This is a genomic window from Streptomyces sp. HNM0645 (assembly GCF_030056615.1).
GTDB classification, from domain to species: Bacteria; Actinomycetota; Actinomycetes; order Streptomycetales; family Streptomycetaceae; genus Streptomyces; species Streptomyces marianii.
This window is the reverse complement of record NZ_JASHLT010000029.1, coordinates 1-25,227: the sequence shown is the minus strand read 5'-3', so window position 1 is coordinate 25,227 and position 25,227 is coordinate 1. Positions and strand designations below refer to the sequence as shown.

Here is a 25,227-nt window from a genome sequence, read left to right as displayed (position 1 = left end):
TCCATCAGCGGCGGAAGCCGATGGTTCATGCCATAACGGACAGTCACGCCACAGTGACGATCAGTCACAGAGCGATCAGGAGTCATCAGACCCCCCATAGAGTGCAATGCTGAAATTTCCGCCCTTAGGTAGGCGGAAGGAACCCTCCCCGGACTCCTTGTCCTATTTTGGCACGAGGGTGGGCGAGGGCCGCAAGGGGCGACTTAGTGCTGTCCGTCACGCTTGAACCAAAGGCCCGTATCGAGACCTACGTCCCCTACATGTCCGGTTCGGTTCCGGGAAGGGTACGCCACGTCCCGAGCGTCAGTTCGCGAACTGACGGTCACGGACCGCCCGCCAGCGGTCCGTGAGCCGGCCGTAGGCCGCACCCGCACCCTCACCGTCGCCGTCCCGCAGCGCCGCGATGCCCGCGGCCACGTCGGCGGCGGACCGGTCCTCGGCCAGCCGGTCAGGCGGCAGTGCGTGGACGAGGCCGCCGTAGTCGAGCTCGACCAGGGAGCGCGGGTGGAACTCCTCCAGCCATCGCCCCACATCCACCAGCCCCTCCGTGAGCGGACCCTCCTCGATCGTGTCCCGCAGGGTCTTCAGGGCCCGTGCCAGCCTGCGTCTGGCCTGGACCATCGGCGTGCGGTAACGCAGCACGGGCGGCACCCCCGGCACCTCGCCCGGCTCGTACTCGCGCTCGTCGTCCGCGAACAGGACGAACCAGCGCACCGGCACCTGCCACACCGCGGTCCTGATCCAGGGGCGGGCGTCCGGGTTGCGCTCCCGCCACGCCTCGTAGTCGGCGGCGGCCTGGCCGCGCACCACCGGCGGCAGCACCGCGTCGAGCACCAGGGGAGGGAAGAGCCCGGTCAGCTCCTCCAGGGCCAGCCAGCCGCGCAGCCTGGTGCGCCAGGGGCAGATCCGGACGACGCCGTCGTCCTCCGTGACGAAGGCGTCGGCGCTCTCGTGGACCGGGACCGGTACGGGAGGGGTCGGCAGCAGGTCCGCCAGGGACCGCCTGAGCTCGTCCTGGGCGGTGGGGGTCCGCCCGGAGCGGGCATAACGGGACCAGTGGCTCCGCTCGGGCTCCGGGAACGCCGCCAGGGGCTCGTACACCCGCAGGTAGGACGCGTACGGGACGAGCACAGAAGTGGCGGCCGTCATGTCACAGATCCTTCCACGCACGTACTCCGGGAGAGGGTGATCCTGAGCACTGGGACCGATCTACCCCTCCGTAGGACTTACTCTCTTGCCCATCGGGTCCCTCCCCACCCACAGGAGGGCCCTCATTCGCCGCTTCGTACTTGGGAGTCACCACCGTGACCGATGTGACCGACGGCGTCCTGCACACCCTGTTCCACTCGGACCAGGGCGGACATGAGCAAGTCGTGCTCTGCCAGGACCGCGCCAGTGGTTTGAAGGCCGTCATCGCCATCCACTCCACCGCCCTGGGCCCTGCCCTCGGCGGCACCCGCTTCTACCCGTACGCCTCCGAGGAAGCCGCCGTCGCCGACGCGCTGAACCTCTCCCGGGGGATGTCGTACAAGAACGCCATGGCCGGCCTCGACCACGGCGGCGGCAAGGCCGTGATCATCGGGGATCCGGAGCGGATCAAGTCCGAGGAACTGCTGCTGGCCTACGGCCGGTTCGTCGCGTCCCTCGGCGGCCGTTACGTCACGGCCTGCGACGTCGGCACCTACGTGGCCGACATGGACGTCGTGGCCCGCGAGTGCCGCTGGACCACCGGCCGCTCCCCCGAGAACGGCGGCGCCGGCGACTCGTCCGTACTCACCGCCTACGGCGTCTTCCAGGGCATGCGGGCCTCCGCCCAGCACGAGTGGGGCGACCCCACGCTGCGCGGCCGCAAGGTGGGCGTCGCGGGCGTCGGCAAGGTCGGCCACTACCTGGTCGAGCACCTGCTGGAGGACGGCGCCGAGGTCGTCGTCACCGATGTGCGCGAGGAGTCGGTGCGCCGGATCACGGACAAGTTCCCGCAGGTGCGGGTGGCCCGGGACACGGACGAGCTGATCCGTGCGGAGTCCCTGGGCGGTCTCGACATCTACGCCCCCTGCGCCCTGGGCGGCGCGCTGAACGACGAGACGGTTCCCGTGCTGACCGCCCGGATCGTGTGCGGCGCCGCCAACAACCAGCTCGCGCACCCGGGCGTCGAGAAGGACCTCGCCGACCGCCGCATCCTCTACGCGCCCGACTACGTCGTGAACGCGGGCGGGGTGATCCAGGTCGCCGACGAGCTGCACGGCTTCGACTTCGACCGGTGCAAGGCGAAGGCGTCGAAGATCTTCGAAACCACACTGGCGATATTCGCACGTGCGAAGGAAGACGGTATTCCGCCGGCCGCGGCCGCGGACCGTATCGCGGAGCAGCGGATGGCGGAGGCGCGTCGCCGATAGCATCCCGAGGGTGTTCCTCGCCGACCGGGGGAGACAAGACTCACGCCGGTCGGCGAGCCGCACGCCGAGAAGAGGTTAAAATCGCGGTTGACCAGCGAGGACGGGGCGCCTCGCGGGTCCTGCGAGGTGGCACGTGATGCGGGCGGCGTACCGTATGGCCGCGGAAGCAGGTACCGTTGAAGCCCTACGGACCGGTCTCTCCACGGAGAGCCCGCTCCGAACCATGAACGCGTGTCAAGACTCTGGGGCCGTCGAGCCCCGTCACCGAGGGGGTCGAGCCATGGGGCGCGGCCGGGCCAAGGCCAAGCAGACGAAGGTCGCCCGCCAGCTGAAGTACAACAGCGGTGGGACGGATCTCTCACGTCTGGCCAGCGAGCTGGGCGCATCGACTTCGAGTCAACCGCCGAACGCGGAGCCGTTCGAGGACGACGAGGACGACGACCCGTACGCCCGCTACGCGGATATGTACAACGACGACGAGGACGAGGACGAGGAGTCCGGTCCGTCGTCACAGCGTCGCGGTGCTTGACGCCTGCACCTGCATTCCTCAGACCCGGTCCGGGGCCCAGCCCCGGACCGGGTTCTGTGCTGTTCAGCTCGCGTAGTCGCCGACCATCCCGGCGCCGCTGGTGTGCTCCCCGCGCTCGGTGATCCCACCGGCGACCCACGCGTCGACACCGCGGTCGGCGAGGGTCGCCAGGGCGACGTCGACCGAGTCCTGCGGAACGACCGCCATCATCCCCACGCCCATGTTGAGGGTCTTCTCCAACTCGGCGCGCTCCACCCGGCCGGCGCTGCCGACGAGATCGAAGACCGCGCCCGGCGTCCACGTCGACCGGTCGACGACCGCGTGCAGGCCGTCCGGCACCACGCGCGCCAGGTTGGCGGCGAGTCCGCCGCCGGTGATGTGGCTGAAGGCGTGCACCTCGGTGGTCCGGGTCAGGGCAAGGCAGTCCAGCGAGTAGATCCTGGTGGGCTCGAGCAGTTCCTCGCCGAGGGTGCGGCCGAACTCCGGGATCTCCCGGTCGAGCGTCCAGCCCGCCCGGTCGAAGACCACGTGCCGCACAAGCGAGTACCCGTTCGAGTGAAGGCCCGAGGACGCCATCGCGATCACCGCGTCCCCCGTACGGATGCGATCGGCGCCCAGCAGCCGGTCGGCCTCCACGACGCCCGTACCGGCGCCGGCGACGTCGAAGTCGTCCGGGCCCAGCAGACCCGGGTGTTCGGCGGTCTCGCCGCCCACCAGGGCGCAGCCGGCGAGGACGCAGCCCTCGGCGATGCCCTTGACGATCGCGGCCACGCGCTCCGGGTGGACCTTGCCGACGCAGATGTAGTCGGTCATGAAGAGCGGCTCGGCGCCGCACACGACGATGTCGTCCATGACCATCGCGACGAGGTCGTGGCCGATCGAGTCGTACACGCCCATCTGGCGCGCGAGGTCGACCTTGGTGCCGACGCCGTCGGTGGCGGAGGCGAGCAGCGGGCGCTCGTACCGCTTGAGGGCGGAGGCGTCGAAGAGGCCGGCGAAGCCGCCGATGCCGCCGAGGACCTCGGGGCGGCGGGTCTTCTTCACCCACTCCTTCATCAGTTCGACGGCGCGGTCGCCCGCCTCGATGTCGACGCCCGCGGCAGCGTAGGAAGCACCTGTCTCAGACATTGCCTGGGATCTTTCGGTTGGGATGACGGGACCTGGTCACGGACGACGGAGCGCGTCGGCGGCGTCCGCGCCGCCCGCAAGCTCGGTCTCCAGCAGCTGCTTGCCGAGCAGCTCGGGGTCGGGCAGTTCCATCGGGTACTCGCCGTCGAAGCAGGCGCGGCACAGGTTCGGCTTGTCGATGGTCGTGGCCTCGATCATGCCGTCGATGGAGATGTACGCGAGCGAGTCGGCGCCCAGCGAGGTGCCGATCTCGTCGATCGTCATGCCGTTGGCGATCAGCTCGGCACGGGTCGCGAAGTCGATGCCGAAGAAGCACGGCCACTTCACGGGCGGGGACGAGATCCGGATGTGGACCTCGGCGGCGCCGGCCTCGCGGAGCATCCTCACCAGGGCGCGCTGGGTGTTGCCGCGGACGATCGAGTCGTCGACCACCACGAGCCGCTTGCCCTTGATGACTTCCTTGAGGGGGTTCAGCTTGAGGCGGATGCCCAGCTGGCGGATCGTCTGGGACGGCTGGATGAAGGTCCGGCCCACGTAGGCGTTCTTGACCAGGCCCGAGCCGTAGGGGATGCCCGACGCCTCCGCGTAGCCGATGGCCGCGGGAGTGCCGGACTCCGGCGTCGCTATGACGAGATCGGCCTCGACGGGCGCTTCCTTCGCCAGGCGGCGGCCCATCTCCACGCGGGAGAGGTAGACGTTCCGGCCGGCGATGTCGGTGTCCGGGCGGGCAAGGTAGACGTACTCGAAGACACAGCCCTTGGGCTTCGCTTCTGCGAAGCGCGAGGTGCGGAGGCCGTTCTCGTCGATCGCGATGAGCTCGCCCGGCTCGATCTCGCGGACGAAGCTCGCACCGCAGATGTCCAGGGCGGCGGACTCGGAGGCGACCACCCAGCCGCGCTCGAGCCGGCCGAGGACCAGCGGGCGGATGCCCTGGGGGTCGCGCGCGGCGTAGAGCGTGTCCTCGTCCATGAAGACGAGCGAGAAGGCGCCTCGGACGTCGGGGAGGACCTTGGCGGCCGCCTGCTCGACGGTGAGGGGCTTGCCGTCGTCGTCGGTCTGCCCGGCGAGCAGCGCGGTGACGAGGTCGGTGTCGTTGGTGGCGGCGACCTGGGTGGCGCGGCCGTCCTGGCGGGGCAGGTCGGCGACCATCTCGGCGAGCCGGGCCGTGTTCACCAGGTTGCCGTTGTGGCCGAGCGCGATGGAGCCGTGGGCGGTCGCCCGGAAGGTCGGCTGCGCGTTCTCCCACACGGAGGCGCCCGTGGTCGAGTAGCGGGCGTGACCGACCGCGATATGACCCTGCAGGGAACCGAGTGAGGTCTCGTCGAAGACCTGGGACACGAGGCCCATGTCCTTGAAGACGAGGATCTGGGAGCCGTTGCTGACCGCGATGCCCGCGGATTCCTGACCCCGGTGTTGGAGGGCGTAGAGCCCGAAGTAAGTGAGCTTGGCGACCTCTTCACCCGGAGCCCAGACACCGAAGACGCCGCAAGCGTCCTGGGGGCCCTTCTCGCCGGGGAGCAGGTCGTGGTTGAGTCGTCCGTCACCACGTGGCACGGCACCGAGTGTAGGCGAGACCGACCACTGGTCCGAATTGGGGATGCGGCGCAGAATCGCCCCCACCGGGTCAGAGGTTCACACAAAAGCCGCGTAATCAAGCCTTTGGGGGGTCCTACGGGCCGGTAAGGGCGGCGGGGCGGCGTGCCGCACATCACTCTCCGCACCACCCGAGCGGGGCCGGGCCGGGGCCGTCACCGTGCGGGATCACCTCACCGGCCCGGTCCTCCCGTCCGCGTCACCCGGCCGTCGCCGCCACTCCCTTGCCGCTGTCCGCGGAGGTGAGGGTCAGGCTGCGGTGGTCCAGCTCGTACGACACCGTGCCCTTGAGAGCCTCGGTCACGGCCTTCTCCAGCATTCCGGCGGTGCCCGCGCACATCTTGCGGGTGCTGGACAGCCGGCCGACGGTGAACGTCGCCCCGGACGTCTTCGCCTCGGCGCGGAAGTCGTTGCAGCCGAGGTTGCCGCTCAGCGAGCCGTCCTTGCCGATGACGAAGTGGGCCTTGCCCTCGGTGCCGGGCGGCAGCGAGGCTGCCGTCCCCCCGTCGAGCAGGGAGGTGACGGTCCACCTGGTGCCCGCGAGCGGGGCGGCGGGCTGCGCGCTCAGCACGATGGAGTCGCCCTCGGCGGTGGCCAGGGTCAGGTTCTTCTCCGACACCTTCGCCTTCAGCTCACCGGAGAAGGCCGTACGCAGGGCTTCCTCGAAGCCCGCGACGCCCTGCGGGCAGCCCATCTCCGTCGTCTGGCCACGCCCGACGGTGATGGTGTCGCCCTTGATGGTCACATCGGCCCCGAAGTGGTTGCAGCCGTAGTTGCCCTCGGCGCGGCCCTTCGCGCCGTCCTTGCCCGCTTCCCCGGTCGTGAACTCCACATGGGCTCCGTCCGGGGCCGCGGTCCGCTTGCCGTCGACGGTCACGTGCCGGACGGTCCAGTGCACGCCGGTGACGGGGGCCACGGGCCGCACGGAACCGCCCGCGTCGTTCCCCGCACCCTGGCCCGGGCCCTTCTCGGAGCCGCAGGCCGTCAGCGTGATCGCTGCCGTCAGCGCGGCCACCGCGGGAACGATCAGTTGAGTACGCATGCCGTTCTGACGGGACGGGCGGGGCTGCGGTTCCCCGGGAGCAGTCAGGCCGTCACGGGCAGCAGCGCCGAGAGGTCGGAACGCTCACCGCTCGCGCTCACCCTCGCCGCCTCCCGCGCCGCCGCCCAGTCCTCGCGTCCCGTGGCGAGCCGGACCCAGGTCAGCGGGTCGGTCTCGACGACGTTCGGGGGCGTGCCGCGGGTGTGCCGGGGCCCCTCGACGCACTGCACCACGGCGTACGGCGGGATCCTCAGCTCCACCGAGCCGCCGGGGGCCTTCACGGCGAGCGCGTCGGCGAGCAGCCGCACGCAGGCGGCGAGCGCCTGGCGTTCGTACGGGAGGTCGAGGCCGGTGGCATCGGCCAGGTCGTCGGTGTGGACGACCAGCTCCACGGCGCGGGTGACGAGGTGGTCGGCGAGCCGCATGGCACCGGACCCGGTCTGGACGAGCCGCTCGCCGGAGACGCCGGCCAGCGCGGATTCGACCTCCCCGGCCGTCCGCCCGTAGAGGGACGGGAGGTCCTCGGCGGCTGCCGCCGCCGCGCGCGTACCCCCGTCGACGGCGCCGGCCCACCCGGCGGTCGAGAGGGGCCAGTCCAGGAGGGCCACATCGGCCTTCGCCGGCTCCGGGTGGTCGAGGGCTCTGGCGACGGCGCCGAACGTCTGCGCGATGTGCGCCGCGAGTTCGCGGACGCTCCAGTCCCCGAGCCGAGTGGGCAGCGCCAACTGCTCGGCCGTCAGACCCCCCACGGCCTCCCGGACATGTCCGAACTGCGCGAGGACGGCGGTGCGGATCCTGGCGGGGTCGTAACTGCGGGCGCGCTTCCTGACCGGTGGCATGGGGCCGAGGGTAACGCGCCCCACGGACACCGAACCGCGCCGAGGCCGCTGCCGCTGCCTGGCGACCGGCCCGAGCCCGGCGGACGATGAAGGGGGGCCACGACGGCGAGGAAGGAGTGTGGCGGACATGTCCGAGCACCCGCACAGCGCCCTGGTCCGCCGGGGCTACGAGGCGTTCGGCAGGGGTGACATGGAGACCCTCCGCTCCCTGCTGACGGCGGACTGCGTGCACCACGTGCCCGGTAGCAGCCGGATCTCGGGGCACTACAAGGGCCAGGACAACATCCTGGATCTGCACCGGGAGCTCGGCGAACTCACGGGCGGCACCCTCCGTGTCGAGCTCAGGGGCGCCTACCCCGACGGCCGCGGGCATGTGATGGCCGTCCACACGTACTACGCCGACCGCGGCGACCGCGGGATCGAGATGCCCGGCGGGCTCTGGTTCACGATCGTCGGCGGCAAGATCTCCGACATCGACGAGTGCGTTCAGGACGTCGACGAGGCGGACGCGTTCTGGGGCCCCGCCGGCTGAGCGGCGAACGTCTCCTTGTTGCGCGGTACGCCGACCCCGCGCCAGGTGAATGGGACGCCGTGCGCCGCCTCTAGGTCGGGCCCGTCCATCAGCTGGAAATGCGGATGCGGCTCGGTGGAGGTGCCCGAGTTCCCGCAGCGGGCGAGGAGCTGCCCCGCGGTCACCTGCTCGCCCTCGCGCACGGTGAGCGAGCCCCGCCGGAGATGGGCGTAGACCGCCCAGGTGCCGTCCCCGAGGTCGAGCACGAGGTGGTTGCCGAAGATCCGGTCCGTACCCCCGAGCATCCTGACAACGCCCTCCGCAAGGAGCCAGAGCAGCGCGGGCAGCGAGTTCCGGCTCATGTGGTCGCGCTGACCGTCGGTGGCGCGGACGACGGTGGCGTCGGCGACCGCGTACAGCGGGGCGTCGAAGGCGGGGAAGTCCCGGTTCCGGCGGGTGAGCGGCCACAGCGAGGCGAAGCGCGGCCGCGGGCGCTCCTCGCACTCGGCGACGACGTCGATCGCGAAGCTCTGGGCGGCTTCGTGGGTGCCGTGGCTGGGTACCTTGTCGGCCGGGCTGTTCAGCGCGGTCCAGCGCCCGGCGACCGGGGAGGCTGTCTCCACGGGCGCGGCGTCCCGGGCGTCGATGCGGCGCCGGGCGGCCCGCCCCAGGGCGACGCTCAGCACGATCGCGGCGGCCGCCGGCAGGAAGCGCAGCCAGTCCGGGTGCCGCAGATCCAATAAGTGGGTCAGGACGACCAGAGCGAAGAAGGCCGCCCACAGCACGCGGACGCCGACCGTCGCCGTCCTCCGTACGGACATGACCGTTCCTCCCCTAGGGACGTGCCGCGGCGAGTGCCACCAGCAGCGGGACCACGCGGGCGCCCGGCACCTCGTACCGACCGCGGCCCGCGGTGTGCAGCCAGCCCGCGGCGGTCAGCTGGCGCAGATGGTGGTAGATCTGCCCGGTCGTGCCGAGCCCTTCGAGCTCGGCGAGCTCGGCCGCGGTGCGGCGGCCGCCGACGATCTCGCGCAGCAGGCGCAGCCGCACCGGATTGCCCAGGGCCGCGAAGGAGTCGGCCAGGTCCGACCAGTCGCCGGCCAGCAGTTCCTCGGTGAGCGCGCCGATCTGCCACTCGTACCGCTCCCCCGTCGGCAGCCCCACGGCGCCGGTGAAAAGCACCCCGCCGGTCTCCGCGTCCGCCCGCGCGAGCTGGCCCCTGAGTCCTTCGAGGGCCCAGAAGTCGGCCTCGGCAGCCACCGGCGCACGGGGCTCCGACAGCTCCAGCGCCGCCATCCGCCGTTCCAGCTCGGCGACCCGCTCCTCCAGATCCATGCCCCACAAAGTACGTAGTTACGTAATCTTTGACAACCGGGTCCCTCCCCGCACACGACGGAGTCCCCGCCCGGACATGGTCCGGGCGGGGACTCCGTCGTGTGCGGGGACTCAGGCGAACAGCGCCGGCACGGTCTCCTCGTGCGCGGTGCGCAGCTCGCTCAGCGGGACGGTGAACTCGCCCTGCACCTCCACCGCGTCCCCGTCGACCACGCCGATGCGGCAGGCCGGGAGCCCCCGCGCACCGCACATGTCGGTGAAGCGGAGCTCCTCGCTGCGCGGCACCGCGACGACCGCGCGGCCCGCGGACTCGGAGAAGAGGAACGTGAAGGCGTCGAGACCGTCCGGCACGACCAGCCGGGCGCCCCGCCCGCCGCGCAGGCAGGACTCGGTGACCGCCTGGATCAGACCGCCGTCGCTCAGGTCGTGCGCCGCGTCGATCATCCCGTCGCGGGAACCCGAGATCAGGATCTCGGCGAGCAGCTTCTCCCGTTCCAGGTCGACCATCGGCGGCAGACCGCCGAGGTGGTCGTGGACCACCTGGGACCAGGCCGACCCACCGAACTCCTCGCGCGTGTCGCCCAGCAGGTAGAGCAGCTGGCCCTCCTCGGCGAACGCGATGGGCGTACGGCGCGTCACGTCGTCGATCACACCGAGCACGGCCACGACCGGTGTCGGGTGGATCGCCGTCTCGCCCGTCTGGTTGTAGAGCGAGACGTTGCCGCCGGTCACCGGGGTGCCGAGCCGCTGGCAGCCGTCCGCCAGACCTCGGGTGGCCTCGGCGAACTGCCACATGACGGCCGGGTCCTCGGGCGAACCGAAGTTCAGGCAGTCGGAGATGGCGAGCGGCCTGGCACCCGACGCGGCGACGTTGCGGTACGCCTCGGCCAACGCGAGCTGCGCGCCCGTGTACGGGTCGAGCTTCGCGTAGCGGCCGTTGCCGTCCGTCGCGACCGCCACACCCAGGTTGGTGTCCGGGTCGATGCGGACCATGCCGGCGTCCTCGGGCTGGGCCAGCACGGTGTTGCCCTGCACGAAGCGGTCGTACTGGTCCGTGATCCAGGACTTGGCGGCCTGGTTCGGCGACGCGACCAGCTTCAGGACCTGCTCGCGCAGTTCCTCGGACGAGGCCGGACGGGGCAGCTCGCCCGCGTCGTCCGCCTGGAGCGCGTCCTGCCACTCGGGGCGGGCGTACGGGCGGTGGTACGTCGGGCCCTCGTGCGCGACGGTGCCCGGCGGCACGTCCACGATCTGCTCGCCGTGCCAGAAGATCTCCAGCCGCTCGCCCTCCGTCACCTCACCGATCACGGTGGCGATGACGTCCCACTTCTCGCAGATCTCCATGAAGCGGTCGACGTGCCGCGGCTCGACGATCGCGCACATCCGCTCCTGCGACTCGCTCATGAGGATCTCCTCGGGCGAGAGGGTCGCGTCGCGCAGCGGCACGGTGTCGAGCTCGACGCGCATACCGCCGGAGCCCGCGGAGGCCAGCTCGGAGGTGGCACAGGAGAGACCGGCGCCACCGAGGTCCTGGATGCCGGCGACCAGCTTCTCCTGGAAGACCTCCAGGGTGCACTCGATGAGGAGCTTCTCCTGGAACGGGTCGCCGACCTGGACTGCGGGCCGCTTGGCGGGCTTCGTGTCGTCGAAGGTCTCGGAGGCGAGCACGGAGACGCCGCCGATGCCGTCCCCACCGGTACGGGCGCCGTACAGGATGACCTTGTTGCCCGCGCCGGACGCCTTGGCCAGGTGGATGTCCTCGTGCTTCATGACGCCCACGCACAGCGCGTTGACCAGCGGGTTGCCCTGGTAGCAGGAGTCGAAGACGACCTCGCCCCCGATGTTGGGCAGGCCCAGGCAGTTGCCGTAGCCGCCGATGCCCGCCACGACACCGGGCAGCACGCGCTTGGTGTCGGGGTGGTCCGCGGCACCGAAGCGCAGCGGGTCCATGACCGCCACCGGCCGGGCGCCCATCGCGAGGATGTCCCGGACGATGCCCCCGACACCGGTGGCCGCGCCCTGGTAGGGCTCGATGTAGCTGGGGTGGTTGTGCGACTCGACCTTGAAGGTGACCGCGTAGCCCTGGCCGACGTCGACGACGCCCGCGTTCTCGCCGATACCGACGAGCAGGGCGTCGTTCTCGGGGGCCTTCTCGCCGAACTGCTTCAGATGGACCTTGCTGCTCTTGTACGAGCAGTGCTCGGACCACATGACGGAGTACATGGCGAGCTCGGCGCCGGTCGGGCGGCGGCCGAGGATCTCGCGGATGCGCGCGTACTCGTCCTCCTTGAGGCCGAGGTCCTTCCAGGGCTGCTCGGTCTCGGGGGTCTCGGTGGCGTGCTTGACGGTGTCGAGGGTCACGCTCGGTCGCTCCTTCGCGTGCGGACGGTGCTGCAGACGCGGGCGGGGCGCTCGGTCGCTCCCTCGGCTGCTCCGGTGTCGAGGGTCACGCTCGGTCGCTCCTTCGCGTGCGGACGGTGCTGCAGACGCGGGCGGGGCGCTCGGTCGCTCCCTCGGCTGCTCCGGTGTCGAGGGTCACGCTCGGTCGCTCCTTCGCGTGCGGACGGTGCTGCAGACGCGGGCGGGGCGCGCGGTCGCGCCCTCGGCTGCTCCGGTGTCGAGGGTCACGCTCGGTCGCGCGTTCGCGTGCGGACGGTGCTGCAGACGCGGGCGGGGCGCGCGGTCGCGCCCTCGGCTGCTCCGGTGTCGAGGGTCACGCTCGGTCGCGCGTTCGCGTGCGGACGGTGCTGCAGACGCGGGCGGGGCGCTCGGTCAGTCCCTCGGCTGCTCCGGTGTCGAGTGTCATGCGGCGACCAGCCTCTTGATGATCGAGGTGAAGAACCCGAGGCCGTCCGTGCCGCCGGTGCCGACGAGCGGCTCCACGGCGTGCTCGGGGTGGGGCATCAGCCCGACGACGTTGCCCGCGGCGTTGGTGATGCCGGCGATGTCGCGCAGCGAGCCATTCGGGTTCAGGTCCAGGTAGCGGAAGGCGACCCGGCCCTCGGCCTCGAGCTCGTCGAGGACGCGCTCGTCGGCGACGTAGCGGCCGTCCATGTTCTTCAGCGGAACGGAGATCTCCTGGCCCTGCTCGTAGTCGGCGGTCCAGGCCGTCTCCGCGTTCTCCACTCGCAGCCTCTGGTCGCGGCAGATGAAGTGCAGATGGTTGTTGCGGAGCATCGCACCCGGTAGCAGATGGGCCTCGGTGAGGATCTGGAAGCCGTTGCAGATACCGAGGACCGGCATCCCGGACTTCGCCTGGCCGATGATCGTTTCCATCACCGGTGAGAAGCGGGAGATGGCGCCCGCCCGGAGATAGTCCCCGTAGGAGAAGCCGCCCGCGAGGACGACCGCGTCGACCTGCTTGAGGTCCTTGTCGCGGTGCCAGAGCGAAACGGGCTCGGCGCCCGCGAGGCGGACGGCGCGCAGTGCGTCCTGGTCGTCGAGCGTCCCAGGAAATGTGACGACGCCGATACGAGCCGTCACGACTCCACCTTGACGACGAAGTCCTCGATGACGGTGTTCGCGAGGAACGTTTCCGCCATCTCATGGATACGGGTGAGGGCGGCCTCGTCGACCGGCCCGTCGACCTCGAGTTCGAAGCGCTTTCCCTGACGTACGTCCGCGATCCCCTCGAAGCCCAGGCGGGGCAGTGCGCGCTGCACCGCCTGGCCCTGCGGGTCGAGGATCTCCGGCTTGAGCATGACGTCGACTACGACGCGTGCCACTGGCACTCCCGGTGGTGTGGTGCTGAAGGCGGTTCCCTCAGCGTACCCGCCCGAAAAATCTACGCGCATAGATATACGGAGAACGCCATGGAAAAATCCGGGGAAAAACCGAGCCGAGCCATTGCGGAGGACACGCGGATGCAATTGGCTGGGCTTCCCAATGCGATGCCGCCCGCTGTACAAAGGAATACAGCGGAAAGCAGCATTGCCCCGCAACAGCCGGAATACCGGATTCGCCCCGCGTCAGCACTGACCTGTACTGACCCGCACGGCGGACCGCAGGAAGGGACCGATATCCGTGGCGCAGCGCGTAGTGGTGACGCTCTTCGACGACATCGACGGCGGAGCAGCGGCGGAAACGGTTTCGTTCGGACTCGACGGGAAGTCGTACGAGATCGACCTCAATACCGCCAATGCAGAGAAACTGCGCACCGCCCTCGCGCCCTACATGGCGGCGGGACGCAAGGCGGCCCGGCACGCCGGTCGGACGCGCAGGGAGTACCGACGCACCGACCTCGCCCCCGACCCGGCCGCCGTCCGCGCCTGGGCGCAGTCCAACAAGATGGACGTGCCGGCGCGCGGCCGGATCCCCAAGCGCGTGTACGAGGCCTTCCGGGACGCGAGCTGAACACCCGCCCGCACGGCGGGAGAAGACCCTCCGGACCGGCACCGGCGAGAACCGAGTTGCGCTGCACCCCCGCAGGTGGGCTAGAGTCTGGATCACGCCGAGGGGCGAGGCCGGAGGGCCGGACCTCACGGAGCGTGCGGGTGTAGTTCAGTAGTAGAACAGCCCTCTTCCAGAGGGAAGGCGCAGTGTGCAATTCCTGTCACCCGCTCCGCACCACGTACCGACCGCCTCGGTGGATCGGGTAGAGTGGTGGACGCACCGCCAGTGAGAGCTGAGCGGGAGCATGCGGACGTGGCTCAGTTGGTAGAGCATCACCTTGCCAAGGTGAGGGTCGCGAGTTCGAATCTCGTCGTCCGCTCGGGTAAGAAGGCCCCGGTCATCTCGACCGGGGCCTTCGTCGTTTCCCTCCCTTCCCCCTGTGCCGCCCGCCGGTTCTGACATTTGTCATGTGCGCCGATGACAGCGCGCACTGCCGGCGGCCGGGGTCCGGCGGAACGCTGGATCCATGAACAGTGATGGACACGTGATCGAGGCAGCCGAACTGCGCCGCGGATACCGCGGTGGGTTCGAGGCCGTGAGCGGAGTCACCTTCTCAGTGGGGCGCGGTGAACTGTTCGCGCTGCTCGGGACGAACGGCGCCGGCAAGACCTCCACCGTCGAACTGCTGGAGGGACTCGCCGCCCCGAGCGGCGGCACCGTGCGCGTCCTCGGACGTGATCCGTACCGCGAACGGGCCGCCGTACGGCCCCGGATCGGGGTCATGCTCCAGGAGGGAGGATTCCCCTCCGACCTGACGGCCGCCGAGACGGTGCGGATGTGGGCCCGCTGCACGAGCGGCGCCCGTCCCCCGGGGGAGGCGCTGGAGCTCGTGGGCCTCGGCAGGCGGTCCGGTGTCCGGGTCAAGCAGCTGTCCGGCGGCGAACGGCGCAGGCTCGACCTCGCGCTGGCCCTGCTCGGCCGACCCGAGGTCCTCTTCCTCGACGAGCCGACGACCGGCCTCGACGCCGAAGGACGCCGCGAGACCTGGCAGTTGGTCCGGGAACTGCGGGACGCCGGCACGACCGTACTGCTGACCACGCACTACCTGGAGGAGGCGGAAAGCCTGGCCGACCGGCTGGCGATCATGCACGCCGGGCGGATCGTCGCCACCGGCACCCCGGACGGGGTGACCGCCTCGCGACCGTCGCGCATCCGCTTCGTCCTGCCGCGGGAGGTGCCCGCCTCCCGGCTGCCGCTCATGCTGCGGGCCGCCGCGGACGGGCAGCGCGTCGAGATCCGCACCCGTGAACTGCAGCGCTCGCTCGGCGAACTGCTGCGCTGGGCGGACGAGTCCGGCGTACGGCTCGACCGGCTGGACGCCCGCTCCGCTTCGCTCGAGGAGGCGTTCCTGGAGATCGCCCGACCGGACACGGAACTGGCGGGTGCCCTGTGACCACGAACACCGAGAACACCGAGAACACCGTCTACGCGGCGAACGCGCATACCACGGGCGCCTCGACGGCGGCCCCGGGCACCTCGGTGCCGAGGACGGCGGCTCCGGGCAGGGCCGGAGCGACGGCCGGGACCACGGCCGCCGGACGGCTGGGCGCCCTGGGCCGGGCCGAGCTGACCCTCCTCACGAGGAACCGGACCGCGCTGTTCGTCGCGCTGCTGATGCCCGTCGCGATGGTGGGCGCCCTGCGTGGGACTCTCGGCGGGATGGATCTCGCGGGAGCCGGCCTGAGTATCGCGGAAGCCCTCATGACCGGGGGAGTCGGCATGGTGCTGATCCTCGTCGTGTACCTCAACCTCACCTCGGCCTTCGTCGCCCGGCGCGAGGAGCTGGTGCTCAAGCGGCTGCGGACGGGCGAGGTGTCCGACACGGAGATCCTGGCCGGGACGGCGCTGCCCGCGGCCGCGCTCGCACTCGCGCAGAGCGCCCTGGTGGTCGTCGCCGGGGTCGTGCTCCTCGGCGCGGACGGCCCCCGGCGGCCCGAACTCCTCGTTGCCGGAGCGCTGCTGGGCACCGTCGTGATGACGGCCCTGGCCGCCGCGACCTCTGCGATCACCCGGACCGTGGAGAGCGCGCAGATCACCACCCTTCCCCTGTTCATGGTCTCGGCGGGCGGCTCCGGGCTGTTCGTCCCTCTCGACGTGCTGCCGGACCGGGCCGCCTCGGTGTGCGAACTGCTGCCGATGACCGGAGTGATGCGCCTGGTGGAGGCCGGCGTGGCCGGCGGTGCGGACGCGGCACAGCTCACCGGGGCGGCGCTCAACGCACTGGTCTGGACCGTGATCTCGGTGTTTGCTGTGCGACGGTGGTTCCGCTGGGAGCCGCGGCGCTGAGGACGGGGAAGATCGGGGGTGTCCCGGGTGCGGGTACGGGACTGGCGCGGACGCAGCAGGCCAGCCAAGGTGGACCTCTACACACGCGGCACCGTGTACCTCCTCGTCTGGGTGGCGCTGCTCGCACTGACGCTGCTCATGCTGACCCGGCCCGTCCGCACCGGCGCACACCCCGTGGCGGCCGTCGGCGCCCCCCTCCTCGCGGTGGCGAACGGCGTGGTCTCCACCCTGCTGGCGCGTCACGCGATGGACGCCTATCTGGGGCAGGGGCCGGTTCCGCGGAGGCTGGTGGGCCGGGCCGCGTTCGTCGCGGCCCTGGCGACCGGCACGGTGTTGTGGCTGGCGGCGACGGTCGGTATGGAGGGGATGCTGCCCGTGGCACTGTCGACCGCCCTTGTCCCGTTCGCGACGGCGCACTGCCTGATCGTGCGGCGACGCACCACGGTACTGGTCCACGGGGGCGTGCTGGCCCTGCTGGGCGTGCTGGTGCCGCTGACCGGCCGGGGCGCCGCGGAGACCCTGGTCACCCTCGGGACGGTCGCCTTCACGATCGGCTGGCTCGCCTTCACCGCCCGTGTCTCGATGTGGGTCCTCGCTGTGCTGTGGGAGCTGCGCGAGGCTCGGGACGTCCAGGCACGGCTCGCGGTCGCGGAGGAGCGGCTGCGGTTCGGCCGGGACCTGCACGACGTACTGGGCCGCAGCCTCGCGGTGATCGCGCTGAAGAGCGAACTCGCCGTACAGCTCGCGCAACGCGGCGGCGAGCACCGGGCGCTGGAGCAGATGACCGAAGTGCAGCGCATCGCCCGGGAGACCCAGCGCGAGGTCCGGGACGTCGTACGCGGCTACCGGGGCGCGGATCTGCGGACCGAACTGGACGGGGCCCAGGGCGTGCTGGGCGCCGCAGGAATCAGCTGCACGATCGGATCGCCGGAGGACGGGCCGCCGGCCGACGGCCTGCCGGCGGAGATCCAGTCCGCGCTCGCCTGGGTCGTCCGCGAGGCCACGACGAACGTGCTGCGCCACGGGGACGCCGCCCACTGCGCCATCGGGCTCACGACGACGGCCGGTGCCGCAGTCCTGACCGTGGAGAACGACGGCGTCCGGACTCCGGCCGCTCCCGGCGCCCCCGGGACCGGCCTCGCCGGGCTGCGGGAGCGTCTGACCGCGCTGGGCGGCACGCTGACCGCGGGCCCCGTCCCGGGTGCCCGCTTCCGCCTCACCGCACGCGTGCCCGTCCCGGCCGGGAGGGCTCCGAACGGGACGGGGCAGCAGCCGGGTGTACCGGCCGGCGGGACGGACGAACCCGCGCGGACCGTCGAGCCCGCCGGAACGGACGACCGCGCGGCGGGCTCGGAACCGGGGGGAATGGAACGGGGCGCCGGGGTGTGACGTACGGAACGAGGAGGGACTGGGCGTGACGCAGGATCGCGTACGAGTGCTGCTGGCCGACGACGAGCACCTGATCCGTGGCGCGCTCGCCGCGCTGCTCGCGCTCGAGAACGATCTGCTCGTCGTCGCGGAGGCCGCATCCGGTACGGAGGCGCTGGCGATGGCCCACTCGCACCGGCCGGACGTGGCCGTCCTGGATCTCCAGATGCCCGGCGGCGACGGTGTGAAGGTCGCCACATCGCTGACGGCCGAGCTGCCCGGCTGCCGGACGATGATCGTGACCAGTCACGGCCGTCCCGGCCATCTCAAGCGAGCGCTCGCCGCCGGGGTGCGCGGCTTCGTGCCCAAGACGGTCAGCGCCCGACGCCTCGCCGAGATCATCCGTACGGTGCACGGGGGAAACCGTTACGTCGACCCCGAGTTGGCCGCCGACGCCATCTCCGCCGGGGACTCCCCGCTCACCGCGCGCGAGGCGGAGGTGCTGGAACTCGCCGGGGACGGGGCACCGGTCGCGGAGATCGCCGAGCGGGCCTCGCTGTCACCGGGCACGGTCCGCAACTACCTCTCGTCGGCGGCGGCGAAACTGGGGGCGGAGAACCGGCACACCGCGGCGCGCCTCGCACGCGAGCGAGGTTGGGTATAGTGGGCTCCGCGCCACGGCGCATGCGGACGTAGCTCAGTTGGTAGAGCGCAACCTTGCCAAGGTTGAGGTCGCGAGTTCGAGCCTCGTCGTCCGCTCCAGTCAAGAAGCCCCCGGCCCCGAGGCCGGGGGCTTCTTCGCGTCACGACCAGGCGGCGCCGGTCAGCAGCTCGTACGCCTCCAGGTACCGGGCGCGGGTCGCCGCCACGACGTCCTGCGGAAGGGCCGGCGGGGGCTGCTCGCTCCTGCGGTCCCAGCCGGAGGCCGGCGAGGTCAGCCAGTCGCGCACGTACTGCTTGTCGTACGACGGCTGGGCGCGGCCCGGCCGCCACTGGTCGGCGGGCCAGAAGCGCGAGGAGTCCGGGGTCAGCACCTCGTCCGCGATGATCAGCCGCTCGCCGTCGAAACCGAACTCGAACTTGGTGTCGGCGAGGATGATGCCGCGCTCACGGGCGATGTCCCGGGCGCGGGCATAGACGTCGAGCGTCGTCCGGCGCAGCAGCGCCGCCGTCTCCGCGCCGACCTGACGGGCGACCTCCTCGAACGGCACGTTCTCGTCGTGGTCGCCCACGGCGGCCTTGGTGGCGGGGGTGAAGATCGGGGCGGGCAGCTCGGAGCCGTCCACGAGCCCCTCGGGCAGGGCCAGCCCGCAGACCGTACGGCTCTCGTCGTACTCCGCGAGGCCGGAGCCGGTGAGGTAGCCGCGGGCGACGCACTCGACCGGGACCATGTCGAGGGCTTTGCAGACGAGGGTGCGACCGGCCCAGTCGGCCGGGGCGCCGACCGGGAGCTCGGTGGAGATCACATGGTTGGGGACGAGGTCCGACAGACGGTCGAACCACCAGAGGGAGAGCCGGGTGAGCACCCGCCCCTTGTCCGGGATCTCGGTGGGCAGCACCCAGTCGTACGCGGAGATGCGGTCGCTCGCCACCATCACGAGGTCCCCGGCCTCGTTCTCGTAGAGATCGCGCACCTTGCCCGTGTGGAGGTGGGTGAGGCCCGGGACCTGAATCGGCTCGGGCTTTTCTACGAATCCGGACACGGTTCCTCCGCGTAGGTTGATCCAGGAGCGCTTCCGATTCTCTCGCACCCGGCGACCGCGGGGGCCGGAGGGTCGGTGCGTCCGTCCCCTCCGTGGGGGACTCCCCTTCCCGGGCCGCTCCGGAGGGCCTCGGCCCGGGGCACGGCCGGGACTCAGTCGCGCTTGCAGATCCGGTCGAGGAGGTTGGCGGTGGCGCGCTGGATCCGCTCGTCCATGTGACCCGGCCGGTCCAGCGCCGGCGACCAGGCGAAGGTGCCGGAGGCGAAGACGAGCGCGCCGGACGGGGCCCGGTAGAGCGAGGTCTCCTGATGGCGGGTGGCGCCGTCACCGTCGGTGTACGGGGAGTGGGCCAGCAGGATCCGGCCCTCGTGGTCGGGAAGCGGGGTCCGGGGGAAGTAGCGGTCGGCCTCCCCCGCGACCAGTCCGGGGATCTCGTCGCCGTCCCCGGCGCCCGTCGCCTCCCACAGCCAGTGGCCGGCGTTGCGCACCACCATCGGGTGCGGCTCGGGCACCCGGCCCGCGTACTGGATGCCGAGCAGCTGCTGCTCGGCACGGTCGACCTCGCGCCAGAGGGCGGAGCGGCCGGGGCCGCGTCGCTTGCGGCAGGTCAGCAGCCGGTCGGCGACGCCGGACGGGGACGGGCCGAGCTCCACCTGCCAGTACAGGGTGTTGGCCGACAGGAACACGAGGGAAGTGCCCTGCTCACGGGCCAGCTCGGCGGTCCGGCGCATGGGCACCGACCAGTACTCGTCGTGGCCGGGGAAGACCAGGCCGCGGTAGCGGGCCGGGTCGACCCGCCCGGCGTGCAGATCACGGGTGTCGGCGTACGCGAGGTCGTAGCCGTACCGCTCGGCCCAGCGGATGAAGTCGTACGCATGCCCGACGTGCAGCGGCAGGCCCGCCCCGGCGTAGGGGCGGTCGAAGGAGACCGTGGTCGCGGCGTCGTTCTCCCCGAGCAGCCGGCCGTTCTCGTCCCAGGCGTGATAGAGGCTGGCGCCGGTCCGCCCGTCCTCCGGGTAGAGGTTGTACGCCTGCCACGTGATGTCGGGCATGAGCAGCAGCAGATCGGCGGGGCGGCTGTCGCGGACCGTGAAGGGGATGTGCGAGCGGTAGCCGTCCTCGGTGGTGAGGACGGCCACATGGGCCCCGACGGACCAGAACGACGGCACCTGCAGCCGCCAGGAGAGCCACCAGTGGTGGCAGGAGACCGTGCGGTCGGCCGCGAGCGGCGGCGGCTGGACGATCCCGGCGAGACGGGGGCTGGTGATGATCTTGGAGGCTCCGTCGCCGCCGTAGTGGCCGATGCGGTACACGTCGACCGAGAACCGCTGGGGCGGGTCGACCGTCACATGGAAGTCGATCGCCTCACCGGGAGCGACCGCGCCGTTGGACGCGAAGCCCTTGATCTGGCGGTGCACGTCGTCGGCGGTGCGCAGGCCGCGTGAGCGCCCGCCGCGGCCGACCGCCGCGTCCGGGTCCGCGTACCAGGGCACGACCTGCCCGGTGTCGTCGAAGTAGTACTCGCTGCCGCGCAGCCAGGGCAGCGGGCCCTGGCCGAACGGATCCGTGACGGCATGGGCGAGGGCGCCCGATTCCCAGCGCCGGATCGGCTCCGCCCGACGAATCTCCTCCGCCCCCATCGTGCGCCCCTCCCTCGTCCCCCGAGACCGGTGCCGGCGCGCTGACCGTCAGCGCCGGTCCCAGCACATCACATAACGCACGCACTCCGTCACCGTTCGTCGTGAATTGACGTGAACGGAACGCAACATTCCCGCCGGGGGTGGCGGAAACCGACCGGGCTTCCCTCACACCAGCCGGATCGGCTTCTCGGCCCGAACGCCTGCCGTCGCCAGCCAGGAACGCAGCGGCTCCGGATCCCCGTCCTCGACCAGGCTGAGCACCCGGGTACCCAGGTCCGCACGGCGCTCACCGTTGATGAGCAGGGCCGGTCCGTCGAGCCAGTCCATGCCGGGAGCGGCGCCGGCGGTGTCCACGGCCGCGCAGCACACCATGGCCGTCACATGGTCGGCGAGCAGCTCCCGTGCGGTTCGCGGCGGCTGGAGGGGGACGAGGGGAAGCGGGTCGTTGCCCCAGGGGTCGGGGTCGTCGGCCGTGCGGTCCGCAGCGCTCGGTGGTGCGGCCGAACGCTCGCGCGCGGCCTCCTCACGGGCCACGTCGGCGCTGATCCCGGCGGCGAGGGCGGCGCCGGGCCCGTCGGTGTCCGGCGCCCCGGGCACGGGCGGGACCTGGGCCGGGCCGTCGGCCGGCGGCTCGGGCGCCGGCCCGGAGCGGCCCGCGAGGTGCTCCATGACGCGGGCCAGCGTGGGGCCTGCGGGAACACCCGCGGACGGCCGCACGCCCATCGCGTCGAGGACCCGGTGCAGCCGGGCGGCCTCCGTGCGCCACTTCCGGTCGACGACCTCTTCCGGGTACTGCTGCCAGTCCACCGGCGACCAGTCCGGCCCGATCTCGGCGGGCCCGCCGTGGAACAGCCGGGCGGCCAGTAGCGACGCGGCCTCGTCGACCGCCCCCGGCTCCTCCAGCAGATCGCAGGCCGGACGCTCCCCGAGCCGGGAGGCGAAGCCCTCCGCCAGCCGGTCTCGGCGGGAGAGCTCGGTGAGCGCCGAGACCACTCCCGCGTCGAGGCGGCTCGGCCACCGCCCCATCCGCCAGGCGGGAAGCGCCACGCGGGTCAGCAGGCGGTCCCATCCCGCGTACGCGAGGCCGACCTGCTCCTGGGCCACGATCCTCAGCCCGTAGTCCACCGCCTGCGCACGTTCGGAGGCGGCTGCGGCGACTCCGCGCTCCATCTCCGCGGCATGACCGCGGCAACCGCGCAGCAGCACCCGGGCGACCCGGCCCACGGCCCCGCACGCGAGCCTTCGCACCGGCCCGAGCCCGGGACGGGACGCGAGCCCGGCCGCGGCGTCCAGGCCCCGCACGAAGCGGCGGGCGGCGGCTATGTCGGGATGCGCCGAGGGGCCCGTGCCGGCGACGACCGGCGCGAGCACCGCGCGCAGCTCGGCGACCCGCATCCACCACAGGAACGGGGAGCCGATGACCAGGACGGGTGCGTCGCCGCGGGGCGCGTCCCGGGACGCGCGGCGAGGGCCGTGCGCCCGGTGCGTGCGGTCCTCCAGCCAGCTGTCGCAGTCCGGGGTGAGGGCTATGGCCGACGGCGCGGGCACGTCCATCCGTTCGGCCAGGTCCTCCACCAGCCGGTACAGATCGGGGGCCGCGGCCGGGGCCAGCGGCACCGTCGGGCTGACGGCGGGCCTGGCGCGGGCTACGACGGCGGCGACCACGGCGGCGGCCAGCAGCACGAGGACGGCGGCGCAGGTGGCCACCCAGCGCGCGAGGTCCCAGTGGGCGCCGCCGATCCGGCCGGTGACCCCGCCGACGAACAGCACGACGGCGACAGCGGCGGGCAGCAGCACCAGGGCCAGCGCCCTGCTGCGCACCCGCAGCACGGCGAGGGCACGGGAACGCGCGGTCAGCGCGCCCGCCTCCTCACCGACGACGGTTCCGGACACGGCCGGACTCACCCCCTCTGCCCTGCGGCGGTGTTGCTCACTCCCCCACTGTGGCACCCGTCACAGACATCGCAATGTCGGTGGGCCAAGTGCCGGAACGCTTGCGCCGCACCCTAGTTGGGCCTTTCCCGGCCGTCATCCGGATGGGGCAGCGGTCACTCGATGGAATGCCTTTGGGCAAAGCTGCTGACATTGTGACCGGGGCCTTGCAGGCCCTCGGACCTCGCCGAACGAGCGGGCCGCGGCCGTACGCGGGCCCGGGCGCCGCCCGCTGGGGGACGGCCGCGCGGCGGTCAGACGAACAGGCCGCAGGGGGCGGTGGGCCGGACGGGTATCCGAACCCGCCACGAGCGGCCCGGGGTGATCCTCCCCGGACCTCTGGGGGAGCGGGTGGCGGGAACCGCTCACCGACCGGGGAGCGGCTGCCGCGGCAGCGGCGTCTCCGCCGCGGCAGGAACGACGCGCCCCCGCGCGTCCGCGGGCGGCGGAGCCCGGTGGGCGGGGGGGCGGCGGAGCCCGGTGGGCGTCAGGGGCGGGACGCTGCCTTCTCGGCGATGTCCCTGCGGTGGTGCGAACCGTCCAGGTGGATGCGCTCCACCGCGGCGTACGCGCGCTCGCGGGCCTCGGTCAGGTCCCCGCCGGTCGCGGTCACCGACAGCACCCGGCCGCCCGCGCTGACGATCGCCTCGCCCTCCCGCCTGGTCCCGGCGTGCAGGACGTACGCGTGCGGCGCGTCCTGCACGGCGACCTCGTCGAGCCCGCCGATCGGGTCGCCGGTGCGGGGCGTGGCCGGATAGTTGTGCGAGGCGATGACGACGGTCACGGCGGAGTCGCCGCGCCACGTCAGCGGCGCCTCGTCGGCGAGGGTGCCGCGGGCCGCGTGCAGGAGGACACCCGCGAGCGGGGTCTTGAGCCTGGCGAGCACAACCTGGGTCTCGGGGTCGCCGAAACGGGCGTTGAACTCGATCACGCGCACGCCGCGGCCGGTGATCGCGAGACCCGCGTACAGCAGGCCCGCGAACGGTGTGCCACGGCGGCGGAGCTCGTCCACGGTGGGCTGGAGCACGGTCTCCACAACCTCGTCGACCAGCTTCGGATCGGCCCAAGGCAGTGGCGAGTACGCGCCCATGCCGCCCGTGTTCGGCCCCTCGTCGCCGTCCAGTGCCCGCTTGAAGTCCTGCGCCGGCTGCAGCGGGAGCACCGTCTCACCGTCGGTGATGGCGAAGAGCGAGACCTCGGGTCCGTCGAGGTACTCCTCGATGACCACGCGGCCGCAGGCCAGCGCGTGCTCCCGGGCCTGCTCCAGATCGGCGGTCACGACGACGCCCTTGCCCGCGGCGAGCCCGTCGTCCTTGACGACGTACGGCGCGCCGAAGGCGTCCAGGGCCTCGTCGACCTCCTCCGGGGTGGTGCAGACGTAGCTGCGCGCCGTGGGGACGTTCGCCGCGGCCATCACTTCCTTGGCGAAGGCCTTGGAACCCTCGAGCCGAGCCGCCTCCCGGGAGGGGCCGAAGCAGGGGATGCCCGCGGCCCGTACGGCATCGGCGACACCGGCGACGAGCGGCGCCTCGGGGCCGACGACGACCAGATCGGCCTCAAGCCTGCCGGCAAGTGCGGCCACGGCGTCGCCGTCGAGGGCGTCCACCGTGTGGAGCTCGGCGACGTCCGCGATTCCGGCGTTGCCGGGCGCGCAGTGCAGAGCGGATACGTCGGGGTCGAGGGAGAGAGCGCGGCACAGGGCATGTTCGCGGGCGCCGCCGCCGATGACGAGGACCTTCACGGCAGCCAGGGTAGCCCGCTCGCCGCCGGTGACCTTGTGCGGGCCGCCGAAACGGCACCGCCTACTCGTTTGTGTATTCCTCCACAACGGTGGCGCCGAGCTCCCTCACGATCAGGTCGTGACCGGACAGGGCCGAGTCCACGAGATCCGGATCGTCCTCTTCCGGGATGTCGTCCTCGAGCGCGACGGGCCGCTGCGGCGGGGCCTGCGGAGCCGCAGCCCCTGCCGGCTCCGCAGCGGACGGGCCCGGCTGCGGAGCCGGACCGCCTCCCCCGCCCGGTGGCGGTGAGGACGGCGCCGCCTGCTGCTGGGGCGGCCGCGGTGCCTGCGAAGGCTGCGGCGAGGGCGAGGCCTGCGGGGACTGGGCGGGCCGACCGCCGTATCCCCCGTAGCCGCCGGACGATCCGCCAGGGCCGGACGGGGGCTGACCCGTACCGCCCGACGGGTCGATGATCGCCTCGATCTTCCACTGGACGTTGAACTGCTCGGCGAGCGCCTGCCGCAGCACGTCCTCACTGCCGCTGCTCGCGAAGTTGTCACGTGCTCCGGCGTTGATGAAACCGAGCTGGAGGGTGGTGCCGTCGAAGCCGGCCACCTGGGCGTTCTGGCTGAGAAGGATCCAGGTGAAGCGGCGGCGGTTCTTCACCGCCTCCAGGATGCCCGGCCACATGTTGCGCACCTGGGCGGCTCCCTGGGCCGCGGCGGGCGCGACCGGTTGCGGCTGGGCGGGAGCGGCGGGAGCCGGCGCGGGGGCGGGGGCCGCGGGGGCCGCCGGAGGGCGAGCGCCCTGGC

22 protein-coding genes, 3 tRNA genes and 1 pseudogene are annotated in these 25,227 nt (G+C 72.2%); 11 read left to right on the top strand and 15 right to left on the bottom strand.

The genetic code is table 11. The features are described 5' to 3' along the window. Positions 1-303: 303 nt before the first annotated feature. Positions 304-1,149, bottom strand: a complete 846-nt coding sequence (locus tag QMZ92_RS20925) for a DUF8083 family protein (RefSeq protein ID WP_283298918.1) — start codon at positions 1,147-1,149, stop codon at positions 304-306. Positions 1,150-1,304: 155 nt separating this feature from the next. Between QMZ92_RS20925 and QMZ92_RS20920 the strand changes: the two genes are divergently transcribed. Next, a complete protein-coding gene (locus QMZ92_RS20920; protein WP_283298917.1) occupies positions 1,305-2,396 on the top strand; it encodes a Leu/Phe/Val dehydrogenase in 1,092 nt (363 codons plus the stop codon). 280 nt (positions 2,397-2,676) lie between these two features. Then, positions 2,677-2,925: a DUF3073 domain-containing protein gene (locus tag QMZ92_RS20915; RefSeq protein ID WP_138054382.1), complete on the top strand. Its 249-nt coding sequence runs from the start codon at positions 2,677-2,679 to the stop codon at positions 2,923-2,925. Between the two features lie 63 nt (positions 2,926-2,988). Here QMZ92_RS20915 and purM read toward each other — a convergent pair whose 3' ends face one another. The 4 genes from purM to QMZ92_RS20895 form a co-directional block, all read right to left on the bottom strand. Beyond that, positions 2,989-4,053 carry a phosphoribosylformylglycinamidine cyclo-ligase gene (purM, locus tag QMZ92_RS20910; protein ID WP_283298916.1) on the bottom strand — a complete coding sequence of 355 codons (1,065 nt, stop codon included), beginning with the start codon at positions 4,051-4,053 and terminating at the stop codon, positions 2,989-2,991. 36 nt (positions 4,054-4,089) lie between these two features. Beyond that, on the bottom strand, positions 4,090-5,607 hold the full coding sequence (gene purF / locus QMZ92_RS20905; RefSeq protein ID WP_283298915.1) for an amidophosphoribosyltransferase: 1,518 nt from the start codon (positions 5,605-5,607) through the stop codon (positions 4,090-4,092). 238 nt (positions 5,608-5,845) lie between these two features. After that, entirely contained in the window at positions 5,846-6,688 is an 843-nt protein-coding gene (locus QMZ92_RS20900; RefSeq protein WP_283298914.1) for an META domain-containing protein, read from the bottom strand. 44 nt (positions 6,689-6,732) lie between these two features. Then, the gene (locus QMZ92_RS20895) at positions 6,733-7,527 is read right to left on the bottom strand and encodes a maleylpyruvate isomerase family mycothiol-dependent enzyme (RefSeq protein WP_283298913.1); all 795 of its coding nucleotides are present in this window, start codon (positions 7,525-7,527) and stop codon (positions 6,733-6,735) included. A gap of 127 nt (positions 7,528-7,654) precedes the next feature. Here QMZ92_RS20895 and QMZ92_RS20890 point away from each other — a divergent pair, with 127 nt between their 5' ends. Further along, positions 7,655-8,059, top strand: coding sequence for a nuclear transport factor 2 family protein (locus QMZ92_RS20890; RefSeq protein ID WP_283298912.1), 405 nt, complete (start codon positions 7,655-7,657; stop codon positions 8,057-8,059). Here QMZ92_RS20890 and QMZ92_RS20885 read toward each other — a convergent pair. The 5 genes from QMZ92_RS20885 to purS all read right to left on the bottom strand — a co-directional run bounded on the left by QMZ92_RS20885 (position 8,014) and on the right by purS (position 13,098). After that, complete coding sequence (locus QMZ92_RS20885) at positions 8,014-8,859, bottom strand: M23 family metallopeptidase (RefSeq protein ID WP_283298911.1); 846 nt, start codon at positions 8,857-8,859, stop codon at positions 8,014-8,016. The genes QMZ92_RS20890 and QMZ92_RS20885 overlap by 46 nt on opposite strands. Before the next feature lie 13 nt (positions 8,860-8,872). After that, the gene (locus QMZ92_RS20880) at positions 8,873-9,373 is read right to left on the bottom strand and encodes an ArsR/SmtB family transcription factor (RefSeq protein WP_283298910.1); all 501 of its coding nucleotides are present in this window, start codon (positions 9,371-9,373) and stop codon (positions 8,873-8,875) included. A gap of 111 nt (positions 9,374-9,484) precedes the next feature. Continuing rightward, positions 9,485-11,734 carry a phosphoribosylformylglycinamidine synthase subunit PurL gene (purL, locus tag QMZ92_RS20875; RefSeq protein WP_283298909.1) on the bottom strand — a complete coding sequence of 750 codons (2,250 nt, stop codon included), beginning with the start codon at positions 11,732-11,734 and terminating at the stop codon, positions 9,485-9,487. 441 nt (positions 11,735-12,175) lie between these two features. Next, on the bottom strand, positions 12,176-12,856 hold the full coding sequence (gene purQ / locus QMZ92_RS20870) for a phosphoribosylformylglycinamidine synthase subunit PurQ (protein ID WP_283298908.1): 681 nt from the start codon (positions 12,854-12,856) through the stop codon (positions 12,176-12,178). Next, entirely contained in the window at positions 12,853-13,098 is a 246-nt protein-coding gene (gene purS / locus QMZ92_RS20865; protein WP_283298907.1) for a phosphoribosylformylglycinamidine synthase subunit PurS, read from the bottom strand. The genes purQ and purS overlap by 4 nt, the downstream gene beginning before the upstream one ends. 298 nt (positions 13,099-13,396) lie before the next feature. On the opposite strand from purS, the gene QMZ92_RS20860 reads away from it, so the two are divergent. From QMZ92_RS20860 to QMZ92_RS20825, 8 genes are all read left to right on the top strand, one after another. After that, positions 13,397-13,726, top strand: a complete 330-nt coding sequence (locus QMZ92_RS20860; RefSeq protein ID WP_283298906.1) for a histone-like nucleoid-structuring protein Lsr2 — start codon at positions 13,397-13,399, stop codon at positions 13,724-13,726. A gap of 136 nt (positions 13,727-13,862) precedes the next feature. Further along, positions 13,863-13,934, top strand: a tRNA-Gly gene (locus QMZ92_RS20855). Between the two features lie 77 nt (positions 13,935-14,011). Continuing rightward, positions 14,012-14,084: transfer RNA gene (locus QMZ92_RS20850), tRNA-Gly, on the top strand. A gap of 147 nt (positions 14,085-14,231) precedes the next feature. Next, on the top strand, positions 14,232-15,158 hold the full coding sequence (locus tag QMZ92_RS20845; protein ID WP_283298905.1) for an ABC transporter ATP-binding protein: 927 nt from the start codon (positions 14,232-14,234) through the stop codon (positions 15,156-15,158). Beyond that, on the top strand, positions 15,155-16,051 hold the full coding sequence (locus QMZ92_RS20840) for an ABC transporter permease (RefSeq protein WP_502962102.1): 897 nt from the start codon (positions 15,155-15,157) through the stop codon (positions 16,049-16,051). The genes QMZ92_RS20845 and QMZ92_RS20840 overlap by 4 nt, the downstream gene beginning before the upstream one ends. Positions 16,052-16,069: 18 nt before the next feature. Continuing rightward, positions 16,070-17,440: a sensor histidine kinase gene (locus tag QMZ92_RS20835; protein WP_283298904.1), complete on the top strand. Its 1,371-nt coding sequence runs from the start codon at positions 16,070-16,072 to the stop codon at positions 17,438-17,440. 25 nt (positions 17,441-17,465) lie between these two features. After that, positions 17,466-18,083 carry a response regulator transcription factor gene (locus QMZ92_RS20830; RefSeq protein WP_283298903.1) on the top strand — a complete coding sequence of 206 codons (618 nt, stop codon included), beginning with the start codon at positions 17,466-17,468 and terminating at the stop codon, positions 18,081-18,083. A gap of 22 nt (positions 18,084-18,105) precedes the next feature. Beyond that, positions 18,106-18,181 (top strand) — tRNA-Gly (locus QMZ92_RS20825). Positions 18,182-18,222: 41 nt separating this feature from the next. On the opposite strand, the gene QMZ92_RS20820 is transcribed toward QMZ92_RS20825, so the two are convergent. The 5 genes and pseudogenes from QMZ92_RS20820 to QMZ92_RS20800 all read right to left on the bottom strand — a co-directional run. Next, positions 18,223-19,122 carry a phosphoribosylaminoimidazolesuccinocarboxamide synthase gene (locus tag QMZ92_RS20820; protein ID WP_283298902.1) on the bottom strand — a complete coding sequence of 300 codons (900 nt, stop codon included), beginning with the start codon at positions 19,120-19,122 and terminating at the stop codon, positions 18,223-18,225. Between the two features lie 152 nt (positions 19,123-19,274). Then, the gene (locus tag QMZ92_RS20815) at positions 19,275-20,762 is read right to left on the bottom strand and encodes a N,N-dimethylformamidase beta subunit family domain-containing protein (RefSeq protein ID WP_283298901.1); all 1,488 of its coding nucleotides are present in this window, start codon (positions 20,760-20,762) and stop codon (positions 19,275-19,277) included. Positions 20,763-20,927: 165 nt separating this feature from the next. Next, entirely contained in the window at positions 20,928-22,655 is a 1,728-nt protein-coding gene (locus tag QMZ92_RS20810) for a M48 family metalloprotease (protein WP_283298900.1), read from the bottom strand. A 526-nt stretch (positions 22,656-23,181) separates the two neighbouring features. Beyond that, positions 23,182-24,435: a phosphoribosylamine--glycine ligase gene (gene purD / locus QMZ92_RS20805; RefSeq protein ID WP_283298899.1), complete on the bottom strand. Its 1,254-nt coding sequence runs from the start codon at positions 24,433-24,435 to the stop codon at positions 23,182-23,184. Positions 24,436-24,496: 61 nt separating this feature from the next. Beyond that, a pseudogene (locus tag QMZ92_RS20800) lies at positions 24,497-25,227 on the bottom strand (DNA polymerase III subunit gamma and tau); the annotation flags it as partial.

Excerpts from the sequence above, each read along its gene's own strand:
- QMZ92_RS20900 (WP_283298914.1), bottom strand. The coding sequence starts at position 6,688 with ATGCGTACTCAACTGATCGTTCCCGCGGTGGCCGCGCTGACGGCAGCG.
- QMZ92_RS20890 (WP_283298912.1), top strand. The coding sequence starts at position 7,655 with ATGTCCGAGCACCCGCACAGCGCCCTGGTCCGCCGGGGCTACGAGGCG.
- QMZ92_RS20880 (WP_283298910.1), bottom strand. The coding sequence starts at position 9,373 with ATGGATCTGGAGGAGCGGGTCGCCGAGCTGGAACGGCGGATGGCGGCG.
- QMZ92_RS20885 (WP_283298911.1), bottom strand. The coding sequence starts at position 8,859 with ATGTCCGTACGGAGGACGGCGACGGTCGGCGTCCGCGTGCTGTGGGCG.
- QMZ92_RS20925 (WP_283298918.1), bottom strand. The coding sequence starts at position 1,149 with ATGACGGCCGCCACTTCTGTGCTCGTCCCGTACGCGTCCTACCTGCGG.
- QMZ92_RS20815 (WP_283298901.1), bottom strand. The coding sequence starts at position 20,762 with ATGGGGGCGGAGGAGATTCGTCGGGCGGAGCCGATCCGGCGCTGGGAA.
- purM (WP_283298916.1), bottom strand. The coding sequence starts at position 4,053 with ATGTCTGAGACAGGTGCTTCCTACGCTGCCGCGGGCGTCGACATCGAG.
- QMZ92_RS20845 (WP_283298905.1), top strand. The coding sequence starts at position 14,232 with ATGAACAGTGATGGACACGTGATCGAGGCAGCCGAACTGCGCCGCGGA.
- QMZ92_RS20915 (WP_138054382.1), top strand. The coding sequence starts at position 2,677 with ATGGGGCGCGGCCGGGCCAAGGCCAAGCAGACGAAGGTCGCCCGCCAG.
- QMZ92_RS20895 (WP_283298913.1), bottom strand. The coding sequence starts at position 7,527 with ATGCCACCGGTCAGGAAGCGCGCCCGCAGTTACGACCCCGCCAGGATC.